Consider the following 24,246-nt stretch of genomic DNA (forward strand, 5'->3'; position numbering starts at 1 on the left):
GGGGCGCTGAAACCGTTGCTCAAAAGCTTTCCGATGCGCGATGCCAATGGCCGGGTGATCAAAAGCCACCCGATCAAGGTTGCGGCCAAGACCGGCACGCTGAACTTTGTTTCCGGGCTTGGCGGCTTTCTGACCACCTCGGGTGGCACGGTTCTGGCCTTTACCATCTTTGCCGCTGATACCAAGGCCCGCGCCCGGATCAGCCGGGCAGAGCGTGAACGCCCTGAAGGCGCGCGGGCCTGGAATAAAAACGCCAAACGCCTGCAACAGCAGTTGATCGAACGCTGGGGCCAAAGCTACGGTACCTGAGACCTGACTCATAGGGGCGAGCCAGATGTCCCAGATCTCTCGGTGCCTGCACTAGGTTATTGCAGCGGTTTCACCTCCACAAAGGTCTCGTGGTAGCAGGCGCCATCCTCGATATCAGTGCGAATATCTGCGGGGATCAGCGCATTGACCGTAAGGCCGGTTTGCGAAGAGCCGCGCCAGGTGCCTTTGGGCGAATAAAGCACGCCGGGCCGGGTGGCTGTGGTGATCTTGAGTGCCAGGGTCACAGCGCCACGTGCGTTCCAGACCGTGACGATCTCCCCTTCCGTCAGGCCACGGGCCTCGGCATCTTTGGGATGCATTTCCAGCTGTTCCGGTCCGGTCGAGGCCGGGTCACTGCCAAAGGTGGCATTGGTCCGTTTGGAGGAGCTGGGGGTGATCAGCACCAGGGGCAGATCCTGCGGCGCGGGGTCATAGCGCGGCACGCCAAAGCCATAGCGGTCTTGGTAGTCCTGACTGAACAGCTCGATCCGGCCTGAAGCTGTGGCCGGGGTGACGTTCTTGCACATCACCAGCGGCTCTCCATCCGGGGCCATCATTTCGATGGCGCGATCCAATGGGATCTCGCTGGGGCGTTTACCCTCGAGCTGCGGGTGGGCGCCGTCGATCGCCTCATCCATCAACTGGGTGTCACTGGCTTGGAACAGCGCATCCTCATAGCCAAACCGGGCCGCGAGCCGGCGGAAGATTTCGGTATTGGGCAGGCTTTCTCCGACATGAGGGATCACCGGAGCGGCCCGCTGCAGGTAGTTTTGCCCATAGGCGCCATAGATGTCGTCGAACTCAAAATGTGAGGCCGCAGGCAGGATCACATCGCAATAGGCCATGCTGTCGGTCATCACCACATCGCAGCCCGCTATGAATAGATCCTCGCGCATCAAGGCCCGCATCAAGTTGGCCTGATCCGGATGGGTCGCCACCGGATTGTGGTTGTAGATCATCGTGGCCTTGATCGGCACCTCAAGGCTGTCGTCCTGTAGTTTTTCCGCCAAATCAACGATGTTGAAGACCCGGGTGCCGGGTTTGATCAGATGGTCCCCCTGCAGTCTAGCCTGGGTTTTGGGGGTGGCGCCGCCGGATTTGGCCATCACCCCGGCGCCCAGTCGCCCGTGATGCCCCAGCAGTGCGGGCAGGGCCATGCCGGCCCGCAGCGCCGAGCCGCCAGAGCGGCCACGCTCAATCCCATTGCCAAAGGCGCAGGCCATGTTCTGGGAGGCAATCATCATATCAGCCAGCGCGTGAAACTCCTCTGCGCTGATACCGCAGGTCTCGACCACCTGGTCCAGATCGTATTGCCGGGCCTGGCTCATATAGGGATCAAATCCCTCTACCCATTCAGTTATAAAGGCCTCGTTCAGCGCATTGCGGCGCTCCAGCTCGGCGGCGAGCCCCATAGCCAGTACCACATCGGTACCGGGTTTGATCTGTAGATAAAGGTCGCATTGCTCGGCAATCTTGATCCGCTTGGGGTCGACCACAACAACCTTGCCGCCACGGGCGCGCAGCTTTTTCAAGAGCGGTGCCAGATGCAGGTTGGAGACAGTAACATTGTTGCCCCAAACCAAAATCAGATCAGAGTGTTCGATCTGCACTGGCGGCATGCCTGGGGCCGCGCCAAACAGACTGGCATAGGCACCACCACGCACCCCGCCGCACAGCGGACCACGGTTGAGCAGGCTGGCACCCATCTGGTAAAAGAACCGTCGATCCATCGAGCCGCCTGCCAGTTCGCCATGCGGGCCGGCATAGTTGAAGGGCAGCACAGATTCGGGGCCATGGGCCTCAATCGCCTTGCTGAACCCAGTATGCACCATATCCAAGGCCGTGTCCCAGCTGATCCGTTCAAACTGGCCAGAGCCGCGCGGGCCGACCCGTTTCAGCGGATGGGTCAGGCGGGCAGCGCCATGCACAAACTCCGGGTAGTAGCGCGCCACCTTGTTGCAGATCACACTGCCGGTATAGGGATTGGCGCTGGAGCCTTTGACCTCAACCAATCTCTCCCCCTGCACCTTGACGCTAAGGCTGCAGGTGTCTGGGCAGTCCAGCGGGCAGACCGAGGGCAGAGTTTGGATGTCGAGTGGCTTGTTCATGGCTGGCTCCAATGACGATGTTGGAGCCTGTTTAGGCGCAAGTGGTTGTGTCTTTAAGCTCCAAAACTGGAGAATATGAGCAGACCAATTTTGTGATTAGGTGCTTTGGGGGGCAAAAGCCCGCCAAACCAGCTACCAAAATACCCTGTCCGAGCATCAAAAGCGCGGGCAGGGTGGGGTTCTAACGGGTCACGGGTTTAGACCATATGTCGGGCACGGGCGCCGCGTTCGATGGCGGCGGCATGCAGACGGTCGATGTTGAGCTCGTAGCGCACCTCGGCGAGGAACTCGAGCTCGGTCTCAGCCAGTTTGCCATCGGCAGCGGCCACATCGCAGGCCAGGGCATAGGCGGTTTCATACAGGCGCTCTGGCAGGTCGTCGCGGATCAGGCCAAACAGGGCTTCCAGCCCGTCTTCCTGTTCAAACAGATCCAGCACGGTATTGGAAATCCGCGTCATGCGGTCGATGTCATAATCGGCAAAGACCGGCAGCATGTTGACGGCGGACTGGATCTTGATCAGCTCGGCGGTGCGGATGTTTTCGTCCGAGGCAGAGACCGCCACCATCAGAGCCACGAGGCAGTCCTGCTGGGACATGGATTGGGCGTTTTGCTCGGGCATGGGACATCCTTTTTGCGCGAAATTTCAGGCACAAGGATAGGCATGGCCAGGCCCAGGTTCAACTCCTGCCTCTGGCCAGCGGGTGAAAATCCGGCGGGAAACGGCCGGGGAACAGCCGGTTCCCAGCGGCTTTCAGGCCTGGGCTTCTTCACTTGCTGAAAAGCGATAGGTGATTTGCTCAAAACTGGCCTCGGCAAAGCCATAGGCAAACCGCAGCCCGTCCGGCCCGGCCTGGGTGTGATGTTCGGCATTGGCGGGCACATAGATCGCAACACCGGGTCGCATCTCGTGAGGGGTGCCATCAATGGTCACAATACCAGAGCCTTCGAGGCCAAAATAGAATTCAGCAGGGTCATGGCGGTGCGGCAAAAGCCGCCCATGGGGTTCGAACTCGGCGATGCCCAGCACCATGTCGCGGCTTTTCTCAGAGCAGCTGTTGATTAAGGTGCGCCAGCGGACCTCGCCATAGGCGGCGTCGGTGCCACCTGACAAGGGCACCTGGGCGGCATCGACCACCAGCAGATTGTCCTGCGGCGCATGGGGCAGGTTGCAAGCCTGATGCAACTGCTCGCTGTCATCAAATTCGACGGCAAGCGTAGTAATGTCGGTTGCGATGTCCTGGGTCATTTCCTGTTGCATGTGCTGGGGCCTCCCTGAGGTTTTGATGTGACTTTGTACTGAGGTCAGATAAAGGGGTTCTTCTGTGCCGATCAATGCGCTAAAGCTGCGATATAATATACGTTGAGGTTATGTTATGGAGCGTCTCCCAAGCTTTTCCGGCCTGACGGCCTTTTATGCTGCAGCGCGTCACGGCACGCTGACCGCAGCTGCGGATGAGTTGAATGTTTCGCAACCGGCAATTTCGCGTCGGATCGCGACACTGGAGGCGGATCTGGGCTGTGATCTGTTTGATCGAACCCATAGGCCCGCACGTATTAACCAGGCAGGAAAGGATCTTTTGCAGGCCCTGCACAGTGGTTTTGGTCAGATCGAAGATGTGGTGTCACAAATCCGAAAAGCGGCAGAAACGCGGGTGGTGACGGTCACGGCCCCCTCTGGTTTTGTCGGATTTTGGCTTATCCCGCGCTTGGGAGAGCTGGAGCAGGCCTTTCCCGATGTAACGATTCGTATCATAAGCCAGGAGTATGGAGAGGCAGTGCGCCCCGGCGATCTGGTTGTGCGCTTTGGCCTGCAGGGGAGCGGGTTGGACGGGGAGCAGCGATTGCTTAGTGATGAGGTCTATGCCGCGGCCAGCCCACTGTATCTGACACGGCTTGGCATGACGCCGCAGGACTATGAATTCTCCTGCATGACCCTGCTGACAATGGAGGCCGCCCGCAGCCAGTGGCATGACTGGCCGAGCTGGTTCAAATCCGCCGGGCAGCGGATGCCAAAGCGCGCGCGGGTTCTGGACTTCAGTTCCTATGCAATGCTGGTAAATGCCGGGCTGGCGGGGCAGGGGATCTTTCTGGCCTGGGGCGGTATTCTCGATAGTTTTATTGAGACCGGCGCGCTGTTGCGGCTGCAAGCGCCGACGACCACCTCGGCGCGCGGATATTTTGCTGGGCTGCGTGATGGCACTGGCGCACAGGAGGATGTGCGCCGAATTCTCGACTGGATCGTCGAAAAGGCGCATTCTAGCCCTTGAAAGCGGTGCAAGCGCGGCTCTCTTCATTGACTCATGCTGCATCTGCACCATAGACCGGGCCGACCTGAGTAAGGGGCCTGCTGCATGGGGTGGCGGGACAGGACTATGCGACCCTTGCGGTCGCTGATGGAGAACAGCAATGTCTGATGTGCGCGACACCGCTCTCAAGAGCAAAGCCTGGCCGTTTGAAGAAGCCCGCCGGGTGCTCAAACGTTATGCCAAGGGCGCGCCAGAGAAAGGCTATGTGCTGTTTGAGACCGGCTATGGTCCCTCAGGTCTGCCGCATATCGGCACCTTTGGCGAAGTTGCCCGCACCACGATGATCAAAACCGCCTTTGAGGTGATCAGCGATATCCCGACCAAGCTCATCTGTTTTTCTGATGATCTGGATGGCATGCGCAAAGTACCGGGCAATGTACCCGATGCCGAAAGCCTGATAGAGCATCTGCAAAAACCGCTGACCTCGGTGCCGGATCCCTTTGGCACCCACGAGAGCTTTGGCCATCACAATAACGCCATGCTGCGCCGCTTCCTCGATACCTTTGGCTTTGAGTATGAGTTTTACTCGGCCACCGAATTCTATGGCTCGGGTCAGTTTGATGCGGTGCTGAAACAAGCAGTGGAAAAATACGACGAGATCATGGAGGTGATGCTGGCCTCCTTGCGCGAAGAACGCGCGGCGACCTATTCGATCTTTTTGCCCTTCCATCCGGAAACCGGGCAGGTGCTCTATGTGCCCATGAAAAAGGTCTGTGCCGAGACCCATAGTATCACCTTTGATGATCTGGACGGCAAGGAGTGGACCGTGCCGGTGACGGGCGGCAATGTGAAGCTGCAGTGGAAGCCGGATTTTGGTGCCCGCTGGGCGGCGCTGGAAGTTGATTTTGAGATGTACGGCAAGGATCACAGCACCAATACGCCGATCTACGACAAGATCTGCCGTATCCTGGGCCATCGCGCTCCGGACCATTTCACCTATGAGCTGTTTTTGGATGCCAATGGGCAGAAGATCTCCAAGACTTCTGGTAATGGGATTTCGATCGACGAATGGCTGACCTATGCCAGCGCCGAGAGCCTGTCCTATTTCATGTACCTAAAGCCCAAAACCGCCAAGCGGATGCATTTTGACGTGATCCCCAAGGCGGTGGATGAATACCATCAGCAGCTGCGCGCCTATGCGACGCAGGATCTGAAGGCGCAGCTGAACAACCCTGTTTGGCACATCCATGGCGGCGATGTACCGGAGTCGGATATGGTGGTGCCATTCAGCATGCTTTTGAACCTCGCCTCTGCGTCCAGCGCTGAAGACAAGGAGACCATGTGGGGTTTCATCAACAAATACGCCCCCGATGCAACGCCTGAAAGCAATCCGGCGATGGATCAGGCGGCGGGCTTTGCGGTGGCCTATTTCAATGACAAGGTGAAACCAACCAAAGTGTTCCGCGCCCCAAGCGATCTGGAACGTCTGGCCCTGCAGGACCTGGCGGATGCCTTGAAATCCGGTGATGCGGCGCTGGCGGCAATTGCCAAAAAGAATGAGATCGCAGGCAAGGACGATCCGTTGCCGGAGGCCGACTTTTCAAATGAGGAATTCCTGCAGTCGGTGGTCTTTGCTATTGGCAAGATCCACGGGTTCGAGCCGCTGCGCGAGTGGTTCACGGCGATCTATGAAGTGCTGCTAGGCGCGTCGCAGGGGCCACGTTTTGGCGGATTTATCGCGCTCTATGGCGTCGAAGAGACCATTGCGCTGATCGAGCGAGCTCTGGCGGCGGAATAGTCCCAGATCCAGAGTTCTAAGAATTGGGAGCGCCCTTTGGGCGCTCTCTTTTTTTGTTTGAAGGAGCGATTTCAGCTCTGAGGCTCTCCCAAGCAAAGCTTTGAAGACCTCCCCCCTCGCCTGACTGAGGTCCTGGCAGGGAGCACCGGCCGCCTTCCAAACAAAATAGCCGTCTCCCCGCCCTTTGGGGCGGGGCCCCTCGGCGATTTGGTCCGGGGCAGCCGCCTTTCCCTGCCGGGCGGTCCTCAGGCGAGGAGTGGCTCCAAAGCAAAGCCCGGCAGGCAGCGTTGCAGAGGGGGCGCGCGCTGTGCTTGGTGCCGATTAAGCCCCGTCAGGTAGCTCTGTCTCTCGATATGCATGCGCGCTGCTGGAAAGGGTTTTAGGGATGAACAAGGTGATTACTGCGGGTCTGGTGTTGATGCCGCCAGAGTTTGAGGCTGGCCTGGACGTCTGGTCGAGCGGCGATGGCACGCCGGGCTCGGATACCTATGACGGGGCGCCCAATGCAGCCATTGTAGTTGCGGATCCCGATTTTGCCGACTGTCTGGAGTTGCAGAAGCTGCAGGCGACCCAGAAACTGCGCTATATGGGCAAGACGCCGCTGCAGCCGGGCTGCTATTTGCAGGTGAAGGCGCGGATCAAAGCGATGAGCGGTGCCCTGCCAACGGTGCGGATTGCCGGCTGGGCCGGGGACAGCAGCGACAACCATGTGGACGGGGTGATCGAAGTGGGCAGCAGTACCACGCTGACCTCCTATGGCGCGGTGGTTGAGGTCACAGCGATCATTGGCACCGGCAGTCGCACAGGGGTTGATATGCCCTGGGGCCTGGCAGCGAGCTATGGCCATTTGGGCCTGGATCTTATTGGCCCCAATGGCGGTGTAGTTCGCATCGACGATATTGAGTTCACCGATCTGACCAGCGCCTTTCTGCGCGATATGATCAGCACAGTGGATGTTCTCGACTATGGCGCCATTGGCGATGATGTGACGGATAATACTGCGGCCTTTGAAGCGGCGGATGCAGCCGCTGCGGGGCGGCAGATCCTGGTGCCTGCCGGGCAGTTCTTTTTGGCGCAGACTGTGTCGCTCAACAATCCGACCCATTTTGAAGGCAGCCTTCGGATGCCGGTCGACAAGATGCTGCTGCTGCGCAAGAGCTTTGACCTGCCCTCCTATGCGGCTGCCTTTGGCAATGAGGAAGAGGGGTTCAAGAAAGGGTTTCAAGCGTTGCTGAATTCATCGGATCATGAATCCTTTGATTTGGCGGGGCGCATGGTCACCGTTACCGCGCCGATTGACATGCAGGCGGCGGTGCCCAATCGCAGCTCTTATTCAACCCGGCGGGTGATCCGCAATGGTCAGCTCTCGGCCTCGGGCGGGGCGGCCTGGGATACCCAGAGCTGGAGTGAGCAGGCGACCTATGACCCCAATGATCCGCGCAAGCTGAAGAGCGTCAATAATATTGCCAATATCCCGGTGGGGGCTTTGGTCGAGGGCTCTGGGGTTGGGCGTGAGATCTATGTGCGCAGCAAGAACACCGGTGCCGGTGAGATAACCCTGAATGCGCCGCTCTATGATGCGGCGGGTACTCAGGTTTTTACCTTCAAAGATTTCAAATACATGCTGGATTTCAGCGGCTTCAGCGCGCTGAGCAAATTTGGCATGACCGAGGTGGAGATCCAGTGCAACTCCCATTGCAGCGCCCTGCGTCTGCCCTCAGCTGGGACGGTGTTCAGCCTGGACCATTGCTTTATCTCGCGGCCCAAGGATCGTGGGATTACCTCGATTGGATCGGGCTGTCAGGGCATTCTGGTAGACAATTGCCAGTTCTTGTCTTCTGAAGAGGCCGAAACGGTGCCCAACCGCAGCAGTGTCGGCATCAATGTGAATGCTAATGACGCCAAGCTGCGCAACAACCGGGTGACCAAGTTCCGGCATTTTGCATTGCTGGCCGGGGCCAATAACACTATCACCGGCAATCACTTTTTTCAGGGCGACAGTATCGCAAACGGGGTGCGCACGGCCGGGCTGATCATCGCCTCGACCTATTGTGCCTCAACGATTTCGGACAACTATGTCGACAATTGTTTTATCGAATGGACCAATGAGCAGGACCCAACCCCGAATTTCTCCAGTGGGTTTTCCTTTAGCGCCCTGTCGATCACCGACAATGTGTTCCTGTCCAGCGATGTGGCGCCCTGGTTCAGCTACGTGGTGGTGAAACCCTATGGCACCGGGCATTTCCTCAATGGGGTGAGTATCTCGGGCAATAAATTCCGGTCGATCAATGGCAATATTGACCGGGCGGATCGGGTGGATACCAGTTTTTCGGATCTGGATTTTGGCCGCACGAAATCAGTGTTCTTTGAAGGCAATACCTTTCACGGCATCTCAACCCCGGTGGCCAGCCCGCTGCGGCTGCGCCACGAGCAGGCGACCGTGGCCAGCACCTGGACGGTCTCAACCGCGGGCGGCATGCCGTTTCAGGGCCGGGCCCGGGCGGTGGAAGCGGTGGTCTGTATCGGACCAATGCGCAATTCCGGCGGCACCTATCGTTACCCGCGCCCTTGGGTGCAGCTGGAGCAAGGCAGTAACCAGGACCAGATCCGGTTGAACTGGGGGGAAAGCCTGCGCGGCGAGGTACAGGTGATCGTGCGGGTGGATAAGTAGAGCAGTCGCCTTCAGCCGGGGATTGCGAGGTCATTGGCGCTGAGGTGGAAGGCCTTGCCAAAGCCGCCATTCAAATAGCCGACATCCAGCGCAAAGCGAACAAAGAAGAAATCCGCAAAACCAATATAGAGCTTCGCCTTGGGATGGCTGTGCAGATAATGCGCGGCCATCTCAGCGTGTTCTGGGCCCTGGTTGTCGACGGCTTCTGCCCGGCCCACCAGGCTGATCCGCGGATGGGTGAGGGGATCGCCCTTGGCGCCGGGCTCTCCGACCAGCAGCGAGCAGTTCGGGTTGGCCTGCAGCATCTGGCTGTGTTGTGACAGGCCAGAGATCAGGCTGATTGGCTGGCCGGCCGGGCATAGGCCAAAGGCCACGCGGGTGACCAGCGGGCTGCCCTCGGGGCTCACAGTGCCCAGGGCGGCAAAGCGGGCCTCCCCCATAAGTTGCTTGGCCAGGGTGCGGGCTTCGTTATCGGTGGGTCGGATTGGATTTGTCATAGTCCAGTCTACTCGCTGTGCGTGAACAGGGGCTGGCTAAGGGCGCGCATCAGAACCGCCGCCACATGGCTATCTTGAGGCCGAGACTTTGGGTCTTTGTGCGGCGATATTCAAGCCCAATGGTCAGATCGCTGTTGCTGAAGCGCTGTTTGCCAAGAAAGTTTAGGTCGTTGAGCTTGATGCGCAGCGATGGGATGATGGCATAGCTAAAATCCAGATCGCTGCCAAAGGCGGTTTCAATCTGCAACAGCGGCGAGAACCGATGGCCCGTATCCAGCCCAAAACTGCCATCCAGTTTCCCTATGGGAGAGGCGGCGCTGCCACGTTGCTCTAGGATCAGGTCTAAACTCCCCCAAAGGCTGCCGACAGAGGTTTGAAAGCTGCGCCCGGCCGAAAGCGTCAACCGGTACATCGGCTGCCAATCGCCCTCGAAATGGCTGCCCCCAAGGGCGAATCCAGCCGCAATCTGCGTGGTGTCCGCTCCCTGTTGCAGCGGCAGGCGCAGAAAAACCAAAGCGTGGCCTGACTGGGTGTCAAGCTGGTTGAAATCAAAGCCGAGATCAAATCGCGGAGTGAGGCCATAATCGCGGTAGTAGCTAAGTTCGCCCTGCAGACCGCTGTCCAAATTGCGAAGCGTGAAACTGGTCGCGGCAAACCCCTCTCCTGCCGGCTGCTTCCAGGCACCAGCTGTGGCTGTCAGGGGCAGCGCCACGGCGTACAGGATCAAAAGCCCAAGGCCCAAACGGGGCACAGCGTTATCGCAGAATTCTTGTTGTCATATACCCGTTCTAAGTGTGTTGCCACGGCTGGCAACCACTCTTGGCAAAAACGCGTTCGTTTTTTGCCGGAACCATCGTAGGCTTGTCACACTCAGCACAATAGCCAGGGGAAAGCCAATGCCAAAAATCACCGATGAGGCGGGCATTCAGACCGTCATCACCACCTTTGAGATGACGCCGGGAACCTGTCAGGATCTTATGGATGCGCTCAAGGATGCCTATGGGGAGTTCATCTCTAAACAGCCGGGATTTGTTGCTGCTGGTCTGCATGTGAACGATGCCCAGACCCGCATTGCCAACTACTCGCAATGGCGCCGCCGGGAGGATTTTATGGAGATGCTGCGCTCTGACGAAATGCGCGCGCGCAATCGCAAGATCAATGAGCTTTGCCGTAGTTTTGAGCCGGTGATGTATGATGTCTCGGCCACCTTTGAGAGCCTGTAACGTCCTCAGTGGAGGCCAGGTTTTGAACAGAAAACACACAAATCCAAAGGTGGGAGTTTTCTGACCTGGATCAATGCCTGCGGTTTGATCTGGGTGCATGCTCCTTAAAGGTTAGTAGCCAAAGGAGGCTTCAAATGTACCATAATATTCTTGTTCCCATTTCGTTTGACCCGGATCGCGATGTATCGGCGCCGCTTAAGCTGGCGCAATTGCTGGCCACTCCGGAAGGCAAGATCACACTTTTGCATGTGGTCGAACAAATTCCGAGCTATGCGATTTCTTACATGCCAGTTGAATACATGGCGCAGGCCCGTAATGCCCTGCAAGAAGAGCTTGAGGCTTTGGCCCAGACCCTGCCCAATGCCACTGGTCTGGTCATCGAAGGCCATTCGGGGCGGTCTATCCTGGACTGGGCCGAGCAAAACAACCCTGATCTGGTGATTATGGCCTCGCACCGTCCCGGCATGCAGGATCTGCTCTTGGGCTCTACTGCTGCCCAGGTGGTGCGTCATGCCGCCTGCGCGGTGCATGTGGTGCGCTAAACAAAGAGCATTGTCCCCTGCGCTGCCTTGGCGCAGGGGAGCAGATCCATGGCCTCAGCTCTGACGCAGCAGCGAAGTGAATAGCTTATTGGCCAGACGGATCATGCCGCCGGGCAGCAGGGCAGAGCGCAGCAGGACCTTGTTCGAATTCACCGCCTGCGCGATGCGGGCATAGTGTTCCTGTTTATTATCGGGTGAGCGCAGCAAAACCGTCTGGGCACGGTCCATGGCCTGGACCGTGGCGCGATTGACCTTTGGCACCGAGGCGGGTTTGACAGGGGTGTAGGTTTCCAGTGCGCGGCGCCGGATCGGCTGAGTGGTATCTCGGTTTTGCTGGACCACGGCCTCTAGGCTGCGTTCAACGCGTTCGAGAGCTTGGTAGGCTTCGGAGTAGGTCGGATTTCCTGCCAGTTTGTCGGCGGCGCGTTTGTAGACCCAGCGAAAACAGTCACATTTGTAGGCTGGAGGAAGCTTGCCACAACGGGAGCCGCCCCGTGATATGATATTGACCACGCTGCGGGTCGTAGCATTGCTTAGCCCCTGCGAAGAACTCCCTCCGGCGCTGCTATCGCCGCCGCCGCCGCCACCTTCGCCGCCACCGTAAGCGAGGCTCATCGAAGGAAGTTGCGCTAGGGTCATCAGTGTGGCGGCCAGGGTGATAGTCTTAAGAACACTCATAAAAATCCTCCTCAATACATCCCAGAGCCTAGCACGAAAGAGCAGGCGTGCAACTGGTCGAATAGGCTGCCGTTTCCTACGGTCCCCCGTTCAGCAATGAGCAGTCTATTGAATGACCGCGCTTTCCCATTCTTGCAAAAATGTGCGCCGTTTCAGGCGGTCAAGATAGGCCATAAGTGCAGGCCCGAGCGAGATGGAGGACTGGCCAGCGGCCGTGTCGGCAGGAAGCAGGGGCGGCAAGAGGAAGATTTTGGGATCAATAGCCTCGGATTGCACCTCGATCAGATGGCGCATGAAATCACCGGCATGTTCAGGCTCTGCGGCTTGGGCCGAAACAAACCCCGTGCGCATCATGGTGGTTGGGAAATCAGAGGGCAGGATCACCATCAGATCCTTGGCCGTTTCCATACGCGCCGCCGCATAGCTGCCCAGCACATTATAGGCGACGGCGATTTTGCCATTGGCCAGATCGGTGATCATATCGCCGGAACAACAATAAAGCCGGGTGCCAAGGTTACCCATGACTTCCGTGAGGCGCCAATAGGTCTCAGAGGCACGAGCATCCTGGGTGGCAAACAGGTAACCCAAGCCGGATTGGCGAATGTCATAGGTGCCGAGCCGGTTGCGAAATACCTCGGGGCGGGCGCGCAGGGCCTTGATCAGCTCTTGCCGGGTCTGCGGGATATCCTGGCCTGCAAAATCGGCGCGGCGGATGACGATGGCAGCGGGTTCGGTGGTAAAGGCAAACAGGCTGTCGCGCCACTGCGCCCAGTCGGGGGTGAAAATGCCTTCGATTGGCAGGGCAAAGCCGTCGTTGGTGAGTTTGAACTGCAGGTCCATGGCGCTGGAAATCACCAGATCGTACTGCGCCGGGTCCTGGCGAAAAATGCGATCGATTTCCGCCGTGCCAGAGACCAGATATCGCACCGACAGATCAGGGTGTTCAGCCAGATAGCTGGTAATGACCGGCGTCATAAAGGACGTGTCGGTACTGGACAGAATGCGCAGAGTTTGACTGCCCGACTGATTGGATGTCTGGCCGACAAGGCTGCCGGTGAAGATCTGCTGATCCTCCCAGTCCTGTGCCGCTAGGCCCAAGGGGGAGGTCCAGAGCATCAAAGCGAAAAGATAACGCATGCGCCGCCTTTCTCTCGGTTGGTGAGGGTCATTGCACCGCCATGGGCCAGCGCGACATCCTGGGCAATGGTCAGGCCAAGACCGGATCCAATGGTGCCCGTTGCGTTGTTGCCGCGTGAAAACCGCAGGGCGAGGTCAGCAATTTCATCCGGCGGGAATCCCGGCCCCTGATCCCGAACTTCGACCTGGGAGCGCGGATCAGAGCTGACGCGGATATCGATGATGCTTTCGCTGGGGGAGTATTTCAGCGCATTGTCGATCAGATTTCGGATGGCATTTTGTAGCAAGATGGAATCGCCCTTGACCGGCACCGGCTCTGGCAAATCCAGCCGCAGCTCAATGTCTTTCATTTCGGCTACTGGGGCGAGGCGCAAGACCAGATCCTGCACCAGTTCCACCAGATCAAGATCCTGGTACTCTAGCTGGTCAGCGCGAAAACTGATCATCGCATGGTCCAGCAATTGCCCTGCCGCGCGGGAGCTTTCGTCGATGGCGCGCACCATGGAGCGCAGAGCCTGCCGGTTTTCTTCCTTGTCGACCCGCTGCAGAGTGGTCTCTGCATAGGAACGCACGGTCGCCAATGGAGTGCGCACACGGTGGGCGGCCTCGGCGATGAAATCCTCGGATTGTGTGAGCGATTGGTTTAGTCGGGCCATCAGGCTGTTGAGCGAGGAGACCAAGGGCACCATTTCGGTTGGCACCGGCTGAGCAACCGGGCTGAGGTCTTGCGGGCCGCGCCGGGTTACGGATCTGGCCAGTCGGTTGAGCGGCGCTACGGTGGTGGAGGTCACCCAGAAAGACAGCAGTACCGCCAGAACAAAAAAGCCAAAACCCACAGAGGCGACGTTTCTCGAGATACTGTTCAATGTATCAGACAGCGCATCCTGTGTCTGGGCGACCGATACGGTGACGCGGGTGCGCAGATCTGCCCCCAGCAAGACCCGCGATGCGGTGGAGATCCGCACCGGCGTGCCGCTGTAGGTCAAGGTCTGATAGTGATGCGCCTGGGCTGCGATGTGGTCGGGGCGCGGTAGGTCGACATAGCCGGATAGCAGTTCATCATCGCGGTAGATCGCATAGAACACCCGATCATCGGCCGGGGTTGTCAGCATTGAAAACGAAGCATAGGGAAAATCGATCTCTACCTGATTGTCGCGCAACACCGCTGCGTCCAAGATGGAGGAAACAGAGGCGGCAAGAATGCTGTCCTGGCCCTGCTGGGCGATCTGAGCGGCATAGTTGCGCACCACCAAAAACAAAAGCACCGCCAGGATGGTGGCACCACCAATCAGCGTGACAGCCAGCCGGTTGCGCAGAGATCCGAGGACCTGTTTCGGCTCAGCCATGATCCAGCCGGTATCCCAGACCGCGATGGGTGCTGATCTTCAATTTTGACCCTTCAAGATGCTTGCGCAACCGTCCGATATAGACCTCGATCGCATTGGCTGAGACATCTTCGTCATAGGAAAACAGCCGGTCCACCAGTTTCTGTTTGGGGAAGATCTGCCCTGGTGCGTTGAACAGTAGCTCCAGTAAGCGCAATTCCCGGTTGCGCAGGTTGACCGCCGTTCCACAGACGGTGACCAGCCCGGCCACCGGATCAAATGTCACATCGCCAAGCTGCAAAACGGTCTGTGCGGTGCCAGCCTTGCGCCGTAAAACCGCGCGGCACCGGGCCTGAAGTTCCTCGTGATCGAAAGGTTTGGTGACATAGTCATCGGCCCCCAGATCCAGCATGCTGATTCTGTCAGAGACCTGCGAGCGGGCGGTCAAAACGATGACCGGCGTGTCGCGTTTCTGGTCTCTGTGCTGTTTCAGAAAGCTGCGCCCGTCACCATCCGGCAGCATGATGTCCAGCAGGATCAGGTCGTAGTCTCCGGTCTCGGAAAAAGCGATTGCATCGCTGATTTGTCCTGCATGGTCAATAGTATGACCATCCAGATGCATGCGGGCGCAGACCGCGTTTGCCAGCTCTAAATTGTCTTCGACCAGCAGGAACTTCATGCGCTTTTTTCACTTTTTTTGTCGCGTGACAGGTCTGTGTCAGGTTGCTGTGTTTGTCTCCCTCAACTGAGCCGCCTTTCGGACAGTTGTCAAATGGGAGGAAACTATGATGACATTGAAACTGGGCCGCCGTGCCCTGATGGCTACCGCTATTGCTGCGCTGGGTTTTGCCGCTCCGGCTCTGGCTGATGAGGGCAAGGCTCTCGATAGTATTCACTTTCTGATCCCCGGTGGTGCCGGTGGTGGTTGGGATGGCACTGCACGCGGAACGGGTGAAGCCCTGACCAAGGCCGGTCTGGTCGAAACGGCGTCTTATGAAAACATGTCTGGTGGTGGTGGTGGCAAGGCCATTGGCTATCTGATCGAGAATGCCGACAGCAACCATGGCACCTTGATGGTCAACTCGACGCCGATTGTGATCCGCTCGCTGACGGGGGTGTTCCCGCATAACTTCCGCGATCTGACGCTGGTGGCCGGCACCATTGGCGACTACGCCGCCATCGTGGTGGGCAAAGACAGCCCGATCAACTCGATGGATGATCTGATGACGGCCTTTGACGCCGATCCGTCCAAAACCGCCATTGGCGGCGGCTCGGTCCCCGGCGGCATGGACCATCTGGTCGCCGCCATGGTGATGGAGGCCGCAGGTAAGGATGCGCTGGCGGTGAAATACATCCCCTATGATGCTGGTGGCAAAGCCATGGCGGCGCTGCTTTCGGGAGAGATCGCGGCGTTGTCCACTGGTTTTTCCGAAGCGGTTGATCTCGCTGGTGCCGGTGAGGTCAAGATCATTGGCGTTACTTCGGATGAGCGCGTCAGCGCGGCCCCGGAAGCGATGACCATGAAGGAGCAGGGCATCGACACCTCATTTGTCAATTGGCGCGGCTTCTTTGCCGCTCCGGGTCTGTCTCAGGATAAGCTGGCGATGTACCAGGAGGCTCTGGCCAAGATGTATGACACGCCTGAATGGGAAGAAGTGCGCGCCCGCAATGGCTGGGTGAACATCCATAACTCTGGCGAAGAGTTCAAAGGCTTCCTGGAAGAGCAGGAACAGGTCATTGGCGATCTGATGAAGAAGCTGGGCTTCCTTTGAAGACCATCTGGTGACGAAAACGGGCATGGCAAGGCGGGCAATCGCCTTGCCATGTTTGAATAAGGGGGAGGGGAAAATGGCTCTTGATCGATGGATCGCACTGGTCCTGCTAAGTATTTGCCTGGCCTATGGCTACACGGCCTGGTTCACCATGGATGCGGGGCTGGCCCCGTTTATGAAACGCAACCCGATTTGGCCCAGTACCTTTCCCAAGGTTCTGTCCATTCTTGGGGTGGTTGCCTCTTGTGTGATCCTGTTTGGGTTGGAAAAGAGCGCCGAGAAAACCGCAGAAATCGATTATCGTCGACTGGGGGACTATCACCTGGGGCAGGCCTTGCTGCTACTGGCGCTGATGGTTGGCTATGCGCTGTGTCTGCGCCCCTTGGGGTTTCTCTTGTCCACCTCTGCTTTTCTTATCCTGGGCGGCGCTATTCTGGGTGAGCGCAAATGGCATATTCTGGTGCCGGTGGCACTGATCGCCACAGTGATTGTCTGGTCATTGGTCCAGCAGGTTCTGGGCATCTACATGCGCCCGCTGCCTGGTTTTTGGGGAGGGTGATATGCTTGAAGGACTTTTGATTGGCCTGCAAACGGCCCTGTCTATGCAAAACCTGCTGATGGTGATTGGCGGCTGTTTGATTGGCACCTTTATTGGCATGTTGCCGGGGCTGGGGCCGATGTCGATCATCGCTATCATGATCCCGGTGGCGATCTCGATGGGGGATCCCTCGGCGGCGCTGATCCTTTTGGCAGGGGTCTACTATGGCGCCATCTTTGGCGGCTCAACCTCGTCCATTCTGCTGAACGCGCCAGGGGTTGCTGGTACGGTTGCCTCCAGCTTTGATGGCTATCCGATGGCCAAACAGGGCAAGGCTGGCAAGGCGCTGACCATTGCCGCCATCGCCAGTTTTGCCGGTGGCAGCATCGGCGCGCTTTTGCTGATGATCTTTGCCCCGGCGCTGTCGTCCGTCGCGTTGCTGTTTCACTCGGCCGAGTATTTCGCGCTGATGGTGGTGGGGCTTTCGGCCATCGCTGCTTTTGCCGGTACGGGCCAGGTGGCCAAGGCGCTGATGATGACCACCCTGGGCCTGATCATGGCCACGGTTGGCGAAGGGGCGCTTTTCAACCTGCCACGCTTTACCATGGGGATCATGGATCTGCAGTCTGGCTTTGGCTTCATCACCCTGGCCATGGCGATGTTTGCCCTGCCTGAAGCGCTGTTTCTGGTGCTCAAACCCAAGGTGACCAAGGGCGGTAGCAGTGGCGAGATCAAGGATCTGCGGATCAGCCGGGCCGAGGCCAAATCGATTGCGCCGGTGATCGGGCGGCAATCGGTTCAGGGCTTTTTCATCGGTGTTCTGCCGGGGGCAGGGGCCACCATTGCCAGCTTCCTTGGCTATGCGGTAGAGCGCAATATCGCGCCAAAGCAGGAACAAAAGGAGTTTGGCAAAGGCTCGATCAAGGGGCTGGCCGCGCCGGAAACCGCCAATAACGCCGCCTGCACCGGCTCCTTTGTGCCGCTGCTGACCCTTGGTATTCCCGGCTCTGGCACCACGGCCATTCTACTGGGGGCCCTGGTGGCGCTGAACGTCACGCCGGGCCCGCGGCTGATGGTAGACCAGCCCGAGGTCTTCTGGGCGGTGATCATGTCGATGTTCATTGGCAATCTCGTGTTGCTGATCCTGAACCTGCCGCTGATCCCCTATATTGCCAAGATCCTGGCGGTACCGCGCACCTATCTGATCCCCTTCATCCTCTTTTTCACCCTGATGGGGGCTTACATAGGCCAGAATAACGTCACTGAACTGCTGCTGCTGGTTGGCTTTGGGGTCTGCGCCACCGCGCTGCGCTTTGCTGACTACCCGCTTGCGCCACTGCTGATCGGCTTCATCCTGGGCGGCATGCTGGAGGATAACTTCTCCCGGTCGATGCAGCTCTATGACGGCATTGCCTTCATCTGGGAACGGCCCATTACCCTTGGTCTTTTGGCTGTTGCAGCGTTGCTGGTGGTCCTGCCCAGCTACCGGGCACGGCGGGCCAGGCTGCGGGCTGCTGGAGTAGCAGACGGGGATTGAGTGAAGCGCCCCAGCCAGGTTTTGTCTGGCTGGGGTTAAGGCTTCTGTTGTGACTACAGGTCAGCCCGCAGGGATTTACCCAAAGCCACCAGAGCCACCAGATCTTTGAGATCCTTCACCGCACCGGGACGGCGTAGTTTGAGCCCTTCGGGGTCGCGCAGAATGACCGGGACCTCGGCCTTCTTGTGAGTGTCGCGAAACCGTACAAGATCACCATTGGCCCGCAGGCTATCCATTGCCTTTGCCTGACCTTCAGAGGTCATCACCACCCCGCCGGGGTCCCCGGCGGTGGCATCGTCAATGGCAAGATCGAACTTGGTTTTCCCCAAAGCGTGAAATGTCGCCTTGAGGGCCGCCTTGAGGATCTGCTGGCCCATTGGGCCACCGGTTTGCAGCATTGCCACGCTCTTTTGCGGCAAGGGCATACCCAGCACGGCTTCGCCGCCCGCCAGTGCCCCCTGCGGAGACTGCCATTCCTGGCGTCGATGCACAACGCCACGCTTCGCACCTGCACCTGCGACAATGATCTTCAGCCTCCAGTCATCTTGCGGGTCCGAAAACTCGTCTACTTTTTCAAACCCCGTCTTGGGTTCGACCCGTTGATAATGCCAGCCCTGCGCCTGGGCGAAGGCCTGATAGTCTGCCTGCTTGCGACCTCCCGCTTGCAGGGCCTTGTAAATAAGCCCTGACCCAATGGTACTGGCTGCAATCAAGACAAGGATGACCCAGATGCTCATGAAAAAATCCTGTTCTAAAGAAATGTGCAAAAAGAAGCGGGTGAAATCAAACTTTGGTTTGCACAGCCTGTCAAGCTCCGAGCCTTACGGCAAGGAAAACGCCCCCTCCACCGAGGCTTGCGGTAACAAAGCCGCAAGGTTTTGACAGGAATGGTTGGAAGCCGAATTAAGCCAATTCCGGGCAGGATTAAGCTCCTGCACCAGAGCAATCAGAGGCCCAGGCGGTGGCGGACCGGTGAGGGCGAAAATTCACTCAGGATCATGTTTTTTGGCGTTTTCATGTGGCTGGCCTCTCCTCCAAGTGGTGCTGCTTTAGAATGGTTGAAATTGTCACGAGTTCGTAGTGAGAATTGGTGTTGTTCCAACCTAAAAACGCAATGTGCAACTGGTGCGGCATGGGGATCATCCTGATTGGCACTATCGGCTACGGCAGCGATATCCGGTTGTGCAAGGCTGAGACTGTTCTGGTGCCCTGGAAAGGGTACAGCTGGTTCCCAGCTCAAGCGAAGCTTTGAAGTGCAAGAGGCCCCCAGTTTTGGGGGCCTTTCTTATTGCGCAGTGAGCCTGGGATCCTACGCTGGCAACCGATCTGCGAGTGGTAGTCCAACCCTCTGCCGCCCTTCGCTGGTCTTGAGGGAAAAATCCCCGCCCGCAAATTCATCGCCGTCAGGACCACAAAGGTAGGCGATGGCCTGCGCCACCCATTCAGGGGAAATATGAGACGAAGGAGCAAGTCGGCTTACCGGGTTTATGCCCGAGGCCTTGATGCTGCTCTGCATATCGGTGGCGACAGTACCGGGGCTGAGGCCTATCACTCGCAGACCATCGGCGGCATATTCCTTTTGCGCCACGCCGGTCAAACGCGCCACGGCGGCCTTAGAGGCGCAGTAGTGCGACCAGCCTTCCAGAGAGGAATTGGCAGCACCAGAGGAGAGATTGATGATGGTCCCGCCACCTTGCTCCAACATCACCGGAATGGCGTAGTGCAGCCCATGGTAAACCCCTTTGACGTTCACATCCAGGCAATGGCCCCAGGCCTCGGGAGAGCTGTCAGCGATGCGTGCAATCGGGTCAATCAGCCCTGCATTGTTGACCAGAATATCGAGCCTGGCGAAGCGCCTTTTGGCCTGGGCGACCAAGGCGAGAACTGCACTGTGATCGCTGACATCGCAGGCAAAGGCGCTGGCTTCTCCGCCGTTTGCGCAGATTTCAGCCGCAAGGGTTTCGATCACCTGGGCCGATCTGGCCGCCAGGAGAACCTTGACCCCCTGGCTTGCCAGAAATCGCGCGGTTGCTTCGCCAATCCCACGGCTGGCACCGGTGACAATGGCTGTTTTTCCCTTCAGATGTTCCATGGATCCCTCCGCTAGATGACGTAATTGGCCTTGCTAGATGCCGTTTGGCTATAGGTCTTGTGCATCGATCTTACTGGTTAGCAGCGGTTTCGTTTGGGCCAAGGAAGCCCGCAACCCGGCCCCAGTTACAGGGGATGTTGGTCGTGGCGGCGCCCTTGCAGTCGACCAGATCAAAATGGATATCCAGATCAACAGAGAGACCCGTTGGAGACCCTAGGAAGGCTATAAAATCTATCCCGTGGTCGAGACGAAACAGTTCTCCTTCAACCTCAAAACCCAGCACACGCACTTCGTCATAGTTTGGCAGGAATTCCGGGTAGTGGGTGTCGCGGACCATGCGAAAATCCAGCTCAAGCGGAGCGGAGGTGCCGTTGAGCGTTAGGTCACCGTGCAGCTTGCCAGAGGTCGGCGTCAACATCTGCACGCGCGTCGAGGTAAAGGTCATTTCCGGGAAAATGGCGCTGCTCAGGTAGTCGGCTCCACGCAGATGGGCGTCGCGCCCAGGGTGATTGCTATCGACAGAACCTGTCTGCACCGTAAAGGAAATCTGCGATTTCGCGGGATCGTCTTCGTCGATCAGGAAGGTGCCATCAAAGTCGCGAAACTGCCCAATAGTAGGGCTGAGCGTCATATGATCGACTTGCCAGCCAACATAGGCATGCCCGAGGTCGAGTGTCCATTCTGCCGGTTCGGCATGCGGGGCTGTGGCAAAAGCAAGGATTGAAGTCGTATAGGCGGCGATAAACAGACGTTTCATCAGAGGTGTTCCTTTGGGGTGATCCGGGGCACCGGCAGGTCAGCAGGAGGGCCTGAAAGTGCATCCCTTTTGTTATTGCAAAGGGGGGCATAGGCGCCCTTCAGTTGTGATGGGTCCGGTTTAATTGATGCCTGGTCGGGGATAAATGTTTGAAAGTTGATCACAGTCGTGCGTAACCTGCATGAATGGAGATTTCGTCCCTCAAGACCCTTTTGTTGGTCCAGATCCATGGCAGCATTGCAGGCGCTGCCCGCGCGCTCGACCTTGACCCCTCTTCGGTGTCTCGCACCGTTGCCAACGTAGAGAGCGAATTGGGAATTCGTCTGTTTCAGCGCACGACCCGTCGCCTCACGGTTACCGAAGAGGGACAGGCCTATCTGACCCGAATTGCTCCCTTGATCGAAGAGTTCGATGCCGCGCGTGAGGCCGCACGCGGCCTACGGGGCACTGCGACAGGGTTGTTGCGCATGACCTCCTCAGTTGCCTTTGCCGATCAGATGATTGTACCGCTGTTGCCTGATTTCCAGACTCTTTACCCTGATATCGCAATCGATTTGCAAAGCAGCGATACCAACCTTGACTTGGTCGAACAGGGGATTGATCTGGCTATTCGCCTGGCACCCGCGCCTAAGGGAGAGCTGGTTTCGACCCGCCTCTTAAGGACGCGATACCGGGTGGTGGCCAGTCCGGATTTCCTGCGCGCGCAGGCGCCGATCACCCATCCTACGGATCTGGAACGGGTGGAGTGCTTGCGCTTTGCCTTACCAGGATTGTCTCAGCACTGGCGGTTTCGTCACAGTGGCGGCGTGCCCTTTGACGTTGCTGTGCGCGGCAGGCTGATGATCTCCAATGCCCTGGCACTGCGCCGGGCTGTCTGTCTTGGGATTGGGGTCGCACTGCTGGCGGATTGGCTGATCAAAGAGGAGCTAGCGCAGGGGCGTCTGGTTGCCCTGTTTGCCGATCATGACTGCACAGCGACTGATTTTGAGACTGCGGCCTGGGGACTGTACCCAAACCGCTCTTACCTGCCGCAGAAAACTCGTGTGATGCTGGACTTTTTGCGAAAGCATATGAAAGACAGAGCTTAAGCGCAGTTTTTGGTTTATGGAGCGGAATTTGGTTCGGCTAGTTCGATGCAGGCCCGCAACTTTCGCGAACCACAAGATCCCCATGCAAAAGCGACTGGCCCGGAGGGCTGTCTCCTCCGGAAAGCCCGTCCAACAGGTATCCCATCGCGATCTCGCCGATCTGGTTGCGTGGCTGACGGACGGTGGTCAGCGCTGGGGTGATATTGTTGGAAAAGGGGATGTCATCAAAGCCGATAACGGAGAAATCCTCAGGCACGCGGTAGCCGCGAATTTGCAGCGCGCTGATGACGCCAATCGCGGTGTCATCATTGTAGCAAAAGAAGGCGGTTGGCAGGGTGTCCTTGATAAAGAGGCGTTCTACCGCTGCGCGCCCGCCCTCGCTGGAGCCATCGCCCTGAATGACCCAGTCCGGGATTGACCCGGCGGCCTCAGCAAGGCCTCTGCCATAACCTGCCTGCCGCAAGTCGGACACGGCATCACTGCTGCCGGAAGAGACATAGCAGATTTTTCGGTGACCCAGAGAGATGAGATATTCCGTGGCCATTTTGGAGGCGGCAAGGTCATCCGTGCCCACATAGGGAATATCCAGATGATCTACCGGGCAGGTCGCCGCCACCATGGGAGGGAAAGACGAGACCGGGCTTTGGGGCCGTCCTGCCACGGGCAGGTGGCCTGTCAGCAAGATCAATCCGTCCACCATACCCGAGGAGAGAAACCGCATATGGTTTTCTTCCAAGGAGATCGTGCCCTCGGTATTGCCGATCAGGACGCCATAGCCCCGTTCGTTGGCTGTGCGTTCAAGCCCAATCAGAATACCGGGAAAGTTTGGATCGGCAATCGATTGCGTCAGCACCATGACCATCTGGCTGCGTTTCATCCGCAGGTTCTGCGCCATGGCATTGGCGGTATAGCCCGTGCGCGCAATTGCAGCGGTGACCTTTTTGCGGGTGCTTTCGGCGACTTTCTTGGGGGTTCGAATCGCGCGGCTCACAGTGGCAATCGACACGCCTGCCAGCTTGGCGACGTCCTCGATTGTGGCTGGTTTGTCCGCTGATCTGCTCAAAATTGCGTCTCTCTGTAGGGTTTTTCTCTTTGCTGGATTTCGTATTTATTTCCAGTCTCTTAAGAGGGTCTATATCGTGATTTTTGATGGATGAGAAGCTATGTAGGGTGCTTTGTAAAGGTTTACACAAATGATGAAAAGGTTTACATACGTCAAAATGACACAGTTTTGCGATTGTGGAATTGCCTTGGGAGGGGTGGCATGTTTGAGGGGCAGACCAGCGGTTTTGTTGTGCTTGAAGCTGACCGCATCAGTAAATCTTTTGGATCGGTTCCGGTGCTGTTCAGTGTCAGCATGGATATTCGCGCAGGCGAAGTTCACGCGCTGATCGGAGAGAATGGCGCCGGCAAATCCACCCTGATCAAAACGCTCTCCGGCTTTCACAAACCCACCTCTGGTCGCATCCTGTTTGATGGGGATGAAATCGATCTGCCTGCCAATGGCGGGGCAGAGCGTCTGGGAATTGTCCTGATCCATCAGGAGCTGAACCTGGCAGAACAGATGACGGTGGAAGAGAATATCTTCTTGGGGCGTGAGCTCACCCGTAACGGCGTTCTAGACCGCGAGGCGATGCGCGCCAAAGTGCGCGGATACCTGGATGACATCGGGTTGGATATTTCGACCTCTGCCCGCATCTCTGATCTGTCCATCGCTGAAAAGCAGATGGTCGAGATTGTCAAAGCCATCAGCCGCAACGCGCGGGTTTTGATCATGGATGAACCCACGGCCGTGCTGACCGAGGCAGAGACTGCCTTGTTTTTCCGCCAGGTGGAAAAACTCAAGGAGACCGGTGTCGCGGTTGTTTTCGTCTCGCACAAACTGTCCGAGGTGAAGCAGATCGCCGATAGAGTCACCATTTTGCGC

General features: G+C 58.0%; 26 protein-coding genes. 13 read left to right on the forward strand and 13 right to left on the reverse strand.

Going from position 1 to position 24,246, the window contains the following annotated elements:
- Nucleotides 1-309: D-alanyl-D-alanine carboxypeptidase (locus ABJP42_RS16145; protein ID WP_348342160.1), on the forward strand; the 309-nt coding region annotated here is incomplete at its 5' end.
- Between the two features lie 56 nt (nucleotides 310-365).
- Here ABJP42_RS16145 and ABJP42_RS16150 read toward each other — a convergent pair.
- The 3 genes from ABJP42_RS16150 to ABJP42_RS16160 form a co-directional block, all read right to left on the reverse strand.
- Nucleotides 366-2,417, reverse strand: a complete 2,052-nt coding sequence (locus ABJP42_RS16150; RefSeq protein WP_348342162.1) for a molybdopterin-containing oxidoreductase family protein — start codon at nucleotides 2,415-2,417, stop codon at nucleotides 366-368.
- Nucleotides 2,418-2,614: 197 nt separating this feature from the next.
- Entirely contained in the window at nucleotides 2,615-3,037 is a 423-nt protein-coding gene (locus ABJP42_RS16155; protein ID WP_009809459.1) for a tellurite resistance TerB family protein, read from the reverse strand.
- Nucleotides 3,038-3,169: 132 nt separating this feature from the next.
- The gene (locus tag ABJP42_RS16160) at nucleotides 3,170-3,676 is read right to left on the reverse strand and encodes a cupin domain-containing protein (protein ID WP_348342164.1); all 507 of its coding nucleotides are present in this window, start codon (nucleotides 3,674-3,676) and stop codon (nucleotides 3,170-3,172) included.
- A gap of 115 nt (nucleotides 3,677-3,791) precedes the next feature.
- On the opposite strand from ABJP42_RS16160, the gene ABJP42_RS16165 reads away from it, so the two are divergent.
- From ABJP42_RS16165 to ABJP42_RS16175, 3 genes are all read left to right on the forward strand, one after another.
- Nucleotides 3,792-4,685, forward strand: a complete 894-nt coding sequence (locus tag ABJP42_RS16165; RefSeq protein ID WP_348342166.1) for a LysR family transcriptional regulator — start codon at nucleotides 3,792-3,794, stop codon at nucleotides 4,683-4,685.
- Nucleotides 4,686-4,824: 139 nt separating this feature from the next.
- On the forward strand, nucleotides 4,825-6,462 hold the full coding sequence (locus tag ABJP42_RS16170) for a lysine--tRNA ligase (protein ID WP_348342168.1): 1,638 nt from the start codon (nucleotides 4,825-4,827) through the stop codon (nucleotides 6,460-6,462).
- A 385-nt stretch (nucleotides 6,463-6,847) separates the two neighbouring features.
- Entirely contained in the window at nucleotides 6,848-9,133 is a 2,286-nt protein-coding gene (locus ABJP42_RS16175) for a glycosyl hydrolase family 28-related protein (protein ID WP_348342170.1), read from the forward strand.
- An 11-nt stretch (nucleotides 9,134-9,144) separates the two neighbouring features.
- On the opposite strand, the gene ABJP42_RS16180 is transcribed toward ABJP42_RS16175, so the two are convergent.
- The gene (locus ABJP42_RS16180) at nucleotides 9,145-9,630 is read right to left on the reverse strand and encodes a HugZ family pyridoxamine 5'-phosphate oxidase (protein ID WP_348342172.1); all 486 of its coding nucleotides are present in this window, start codon (nucleotides 9,628-9,630) and stop codon (nucleotides 9,145-9,147) included.
- Between the two features lie 49 nt (nucleotides 9,631-9,679).
- Nucleotides 9,680-10,381 (reverse strand): hypothetical protein, encoded by a 702-nt coding sequence (locus ABJP42_RS16185; RefSeq protein ID WP_348342174.1) that lies wholly within the window; start codon nucleotides 10,379-10,381, stop codon nucleotides 9,680-9,682.
- A gap of 145 nt (nucleotides 10,382-10,526) precedes the next feature.
- Here ABJP42_RS16185 and ABJP42_RS16190 point away from each other — a divergent pair, with 145 nt between their 5' ends.
- Complete coding sequence (locus ABJP42_RS16190; protein ID WP_348342176.1) at nucleotides 10,527-10,853, forward strand: antibiotic biosynthesis monooxygenase family protein; 327 nt, start codon at nucleotides 10,527-10,529, stop codon at nucleotides 10,851-10,853.
- A 134-nt stretch (nucleotides 10,854-10,987) separates the two neighbouring features.
- Nucleotides 10,988-11,395 carry a universal stress protein gene (locus tag ABJP42_RS16195; protein ID WP_348342178.1) on the forward strand — a complete coding sequence of 136 codons (408 nt, stop codon included), beginning with the start codon at nucleotides 10,988-10,990 and terminating at the stop codon, nucleotides 11,393-11,395.
- A gap of 54 nt (nucleotides 11,396-11,449) precedes the next feature.
- Here the strand turns inward: ABJP42_RS16195 and ABJP42_RS16200 are convergent, their stop codons facing one another.
- From ABJP42_RS16200 to ABJP42_RS16215, 4 genes are all read right to left on the reverse strand, one after another.
- Nucleotides 11,450-12,073: a hypothetical protein gene (locus tag ABJP42_RS16200; protein WP_348342180.1), complete on the reverse strand. Its 624-nt coding sequence runs from the start codon at nucleotides 12,071-12,073 to the stop codon at nucleotides 11,450-11,452.
- 105 nt (nucleotides 12,074-12,178) lie between these two features.
- Nucleotides 12,179-13,210: an ABC transporter substrate-binding protein gene (locus ABJP42_RS16205; protein WP_348342182.1), complete on the reverse strand. Its 1,032-nt coding sequence runs from the start codon at nucleotides 13,208-13,210 to the stop codon at nucleotides 12,179-12,181.
- Nucleotides 13,189-14,556, reverse strand: coding sequence for a sensor histidine kinase (locus ABJP42_RS16210; RefSeq protein ID WP_348342184.1), 1,368 nt, complete (start codon nucleotides 14,554-14,556; stop codon nucleotides 13,189-13,191). Before ABJP42_RS16210 ends, ABJP42_RS16205 begins: the two co-directional genes overlap by 22 nt.
- The gene (locus tag ABJP42_RS16215) at nucleotides 14,549-15,214 is read right to left on the reverse strand and encodes a response regulator transcription factor (protein ID WP_348342186.1); all 666 of its coding nucleotides are present in this window, start codon (nucleotides 15,212-15,214) and stop codon (nucleotides 14,549-14,551) included. The genes ABJP42_RS16210 and ABJP42_RS16215 overlap by 8 nt, the downstream gene beginning before the upstream one ends.
- Nucleotides 15,215-15,320: 106 nt before the next feature.
- Here ABJP42_RS16215 and ABJP42_RS16220 point away from each other — a divergent pair, with 106 nt between their 5' ends.
- The 3 genes from ABJP42_RS16220 (at nucleotide 15,321) to ABJP42_RS16230 (ending at nucleotide 18,382) form a co-directional block, all read left to right on the forward strand.
- Complete coding sequence (locus ABJP42_RS16220; RefSeq protein WP_348342188.1) at nucleotides 15,321-16,307, forward strand: Bug family tripartite tricarboxylate transporter substrate binding protein; 987 nt, start codon at nucleotides 15,321-15,323, stop codon at nucleotides 16,305-16,307.
- A 76-nt stretch (nucleotides 16,308-16,383) separates the two neighbouring features.
- Nucleotides 16,384-16,866 (forward strand): tripartite tricarboxylate transporter TctB family protein, encoded by a 483-nt coding sequence (locus ABJP42_RS16225; protein ID WP_348342190.1) that lies wholly within the window; start codon nucleotides 16,384-16,386, stop codon nucleotides 16,864-16,866.
- 1 nt (nucleotide 16,867) lies between these two features.
- The gene (locus tag ABJP42_RS16230; protein ID WP_348342192.1) at nucleotides 16,868-18,382 is read left to right on the forward strand and encodes a tripartite tricarboxylate transporter permease; all 1,515 of its coding nucleotides are present in this window, start codon (nucleotides 16,868-16,870) and stop codon (nucleotides 18,380-18,382) included.
- A gap of 53 nt (nucleotides 18,383-18,435) precedes the next feature.
- Here ABJP42_RS16230 and ABJP42_RS16235 read toward each other — a convergent pair whose 3' ends face one another.
- Nucleotides 18,436-19,119, reverse strand: coding sequence for a hypothetical protein (locus ABJP42_RS16235; protein WP_348342194.1), 684 nt, complete (start codon nucleotides 19,117-19,119; stop codon nucleotides 18,436-18,438).
- On the opposite strand from ABJP42_RS16235, the gene ABJP42_RS16240 reads away from it, so the two are divergent.
- Nucleotides 19,103-19,264: a hypothetical protein gene (locus ABJP42_RS16240; RefSeq protein WP_348342196.1), complete on the forward strand. Its 162-nt coding sequence runs from the start codon at nucleotides 19,103-19,105 to the stop codon at nucleotides 19,262-19,264. The genes ABJP42_RS16235 and ABJP42_RS16240 overlap by 17 nt on opposite strands.
- A gap of 211 nt (nucleotides 19,265-19,475) precedes the next feature.
- Complete coding sequence (locus tag ABJP42_RS16245; protein ID WP_348342207.1) at nucleotides 19,476-19,634, forward strand: hypothetical protein; 159 nt, start codon at nucleotides 19,476-19,478, stop codon at nucleotides 19,632-19,634.
- A gap of 57 nt (nucleotides 19,635-19,691) precedes the next feature.
- Here ABJP42_RS16245 and ABJP42_RS16250 read toward each other — a convergent pair whose 3' ends face one another.
- Together ABJP42_RS16250 and ABJP42_RS16255 are read right to left on the reverse strand one after the other, a co-directional pair.
- Complete coding sequence (locus tag ABJP42_RS16250; protein WP_348342198.1) at nucleotides 19,692-20,474, reverse strand: SDR family oxidoreductase; 783 nt, start codon at nucleotides 20,472-20,474, stop codon at nucleotides 19,692-19,694.
- A 70-nt stretch (nucleotides 20,475-20,544) separates the two neighbouring features.
- The gene (locus tag ABJP42_RS16255; protein ID WP_348342200.1) at nucleotides 20,545-21,231 is read right to left on the reverse strand and encodes a YceI family protein; all 687 of its coding nucleotides are present in this window, start codon (nucleotides 21,229-21,231) and stop codon (nucleotides 20,545-20,547) included.
- A 185-nt stretch (nucleotides 21,232-21,416) separates the two neighbouring features.
- Between ABJP42_RS16255 and ABJP42_RS16260 the strand changes: the two genes are divergently transcribed.
- The gene (locus ABJP42_RS16260) at nucleotides 21,417-22,319 is read left to right on the forward strand and encodes a LysR family transcriptional regulator (RefSeq protein WP_348342202.1); all 903 of its coding nucleotides are present in this window, start codon (nucleotides 21,417-21,419) and stop codon (nucleotides 22,317-22,319) included.
- Between the two features lie 37 nt (nucleotides 22,320-22,356).
- Here the strand turns inward: ABJP42_RS16260 and ABJP42_RS16265 are convergent, their stop codons facing one another.
- Nucleotides 22,357-23,382 (reverse strand): LacI family DNA-binding transcriptional regulator, encoded by a 1,026-nt coding sequence (locus ABJP42_RS16265; protein WP_348342203.1) that lies wholly within the window; start codon nucleotides 23,380-23,382, stop codon nucleotides 22,357-22,359.
- A 201-nt stretch (nucleotides 23,383-23,583) separates the two neighbouring features.
- Here ABJP42_RS16265 and ABJP42_RS16270 point away from each other — a divergent pair.
- Nucleotides 23,584-24,246: ATP-binding cassette domain-containing protein (locus ABJP42_RS16270; protein ID WP_348342205.1), on the forward strand; the 663-nt coding region annotated here is incomplete at its 3' end.

Source organism: Pseudophaeobacter sp., from assembly GCF_039971195.1.
Lineage (GTDB): Bacteria > Pseudomonadota > Alphaproteobacteria > Rhodobacterales > Rhodobacteraceae > Pseudophaeobacter.

What these genes read in the sequence shown, in the direction of transcription:
- ABJP42_RS16255 (WP_348342200.1), bottom strand. Translation starts at nt 21,231, where the DNA reads ATGAAACGTCTGTTTATCGCCGCCTATACGACTTCAATCCTTGCTTTT.
- ABJP42_RS16240 (WP_348342196.1), top strand. Translation starts at nt 19,103, where the DNA reads ATGACCCAGATGCTCATGAAAAAATCCTGTTCTAAAGAAATGTGCAAA.
- ABJP42_RS16180 (WP_348342172.1), bottom strand. Translation starts at nt 9,630, where the DNA reads ATGACAAATCCAATCCGACCCACCGATAACGAAGCCCGCACCCTGGCC.
- ABJP42_RS16200 (WP_348342180.1), bottom strand. Translation starts at nt 12,073, where the DNA reads ATGAGTGTTCTTAAGACTATCACCCTGGCCGCCACACTGATGACCCTA.
- ABJP42_RS16220 (WP_348342188.1), top strand. Translation starts at nt 15,321, where the DNA reads ATGATGACATTGAAACTGGGCCGCCGTGCCCTGATGGCTACCGCTATT.
- ABJP42_RS16195 (WP_348342178.1), top strand. Translation starts at nt 10,988, where the DNA reads ATGTACCATAATATTCTTGTTCCCATTTCGTTTGACCCGGATCGCGAT.
- ABJP42_RS16160 (WP_348342164.1), bottom strand. Translation starts at nt 3,676, where the DNA reads ATGCAACAGGAAATGACCCAGGACATCGCAACCGACATTACTACGCTT.
- ABJP42_RS16250 (WP_348342198.1), bottom strand. Translation starts at nt 20,474, where the DNA reads ATGGAACATCTGAAGGGAAAAACAGCCATTGTCACCGGTGCCAGCCGT.
- ABJP42_RS16170 (WP_348342168.1), top strand. Translation starts at nt 4,825, where the DNA reads ATGTCTGATGTGCGCGACACCGCTCTCAAGAGCAAAGCCTGGCCGTTT.
- ABJP42_RS16150 (WP_348342162.1), bottom strand. Translation starts at nt 2,417, where the DNA reads ATGAACAAGCCACTCGACATCCAAACTCTGCCCTCGGTCTGCCCGCTG.
- ABJP42_RS16165 (WP_348342166.1), top strand. Translation starts at nt 3,792, where the DNA reads ATGGAGCGTCTCCCAAGCTTTTCCGGCCTGACGGCCTTTTATGCTGCA.
- ABJP42_RS16230 (WP_348342192.1), top strand. Translation starts at nt 16,868, where the DNA reads ATGCTTGAAGGACTTTTGATTGGCCTGCAAACGGCCCTGTCTATGCAA.
- ABJP42_RS16235 (WP_348342194.1), bottom strand. Translation starts at nt 19,119, where the DNA reads ATGAGCATCTGGGTCATCCTTGTCTTGATTGCAGCCAGTACCATTGGG.
- ABJP42_RS16155 (WP_009809459.1), bottom strand. Translation starts at nt 3,037, where the DNA reads ATGCCCGAGCAAAACGCCCAATCCATGTCCCAGCAGGACTGCCTCGTG.
- ABJP42_RS16260 (WP_348342202.1), top strand. Translation starts at nt 21,417, where the DNA reads ATGGAGATTTCGTCCCTCAAGACCCTTTTGTTGGTCCAGATCCATGGC.
- ABJP42_RS16190 (WP_348342176.1), top strand. Translation starts at nt 10,527, where the DNA reads ATGCCAAAAATCACCGATGAGGCGGGCATTCAGACCGTCATCACCACC.
- ABJP42_RS16205 (WP_348342182.1), bottom strand. Translation starts at nt 13,210, where the DNA reads ATGCGTTATCTTTTCGCTTTGATGCTCTGGACCTCCCCCTTGGGCCTA.
- ABJP42_RS16225 (WP_348342190.1), top strand. Translation starts at nt 16,384, where the DNA reads ATGGCTCTTGATCGATGGATCGCACTGGTCCTGCTAAGTATTTGCCTG.
- ABJP42_RS16175 (WP_348342170.1), top strand. Translation starts at nt 6,848, where the DNA reads ATGAACAAGGTGATTACTGCGGGTCTGGTGTTGATGCCGCCAGAGTTT.
- ABJP42_RS16210 (WP_348342184.1), bottom strand. Translation starts at nt 14,556, where the DNA reads ATGGCTGAGCCGAAACAGGTCCTCGGATCTCTGCGCAACCGGCTGGCT.
- ABJP42_RS16215 (WP_348342186.1), bottom strand. Translation starts at nt 15,214, where the DNA reads ATGAAGTTCCTGCTGGTCGAAGACAATTTAGAGCTGGCAAACGCGGTC.